Origin of the sequence: Gluconobacter sp. P1D12_c, assembly GCF_018812105.1 — a bacterium.
GTDB classification, from domain to species: domain Bacteria; phylum Pseudomonadota; class Alphaproteobacteria; order Acetobacterales; family Acetobacteraceae; genus Gluconobacter; species Gluconobacter oxydans_A.
The window spans coordinates 1-537 of sequence record NZ_JACSIQ010000270.1; the positions used below are offsets into that span (position 1 = coordinate 1).

General features: G+C 55.1%; 1 protein-coding gene. It reads right to left on the reverse strand.

What is annotated here, in order from left to right:
* On the reverse strand, window positions 1-537 hold a 537-nt coding region (locus tag KP705_RS16685; RefSeq protein WP_215765062.1), incomplete at both ends, for a transposase.

A 537-nucleotide genomic window follows, 5' to 3' on the forward strand; every position in this document is an offset into this window, starting at 1 on the left:
GCATATTATAGACGATATTGGCCATCCCGACCCTCATACTGGCCCGCGTTATGCCTACAGTTCGGACAAACAGTCCTGTCTGCGATTTCTGATCGGCAAAGACATGCTCGACACGCGACCGGATCACGGACTTTCCTGCGTTGGATCTCTGGATATGCCGGGGCATAGGCTTGAGATGCGGTTTTTTCCTGTGAACCTTCGAGACAAAGCCCTGCTTTTCCATGAAGTCCTCATTGGCTTTTGAACGGTAGGCCGTATCTGTCCAGACGCTCGAGGCCGTATTGGCTTTATCCAGCAGCCCCTCTCTCAATCGCGCGCCATCACTGGCGGCGGCATCTGTCGTCTTCCATTCGCGGATGAACCGGAACTTCCGGTCGATGGAGACRTGGGACTTGTAGTCAAAGAATGGGATAGCCAGATCGCTGGATGGCATGGTTCCATCGTCYTGCCGCTTCGCYTTCGTGAACTTCAGCGTCCAGCGCGCATGGCGATCCTTGTGCGACAGCTTTGACGGCTTGTCCTGCCAGTCTTCGGGAA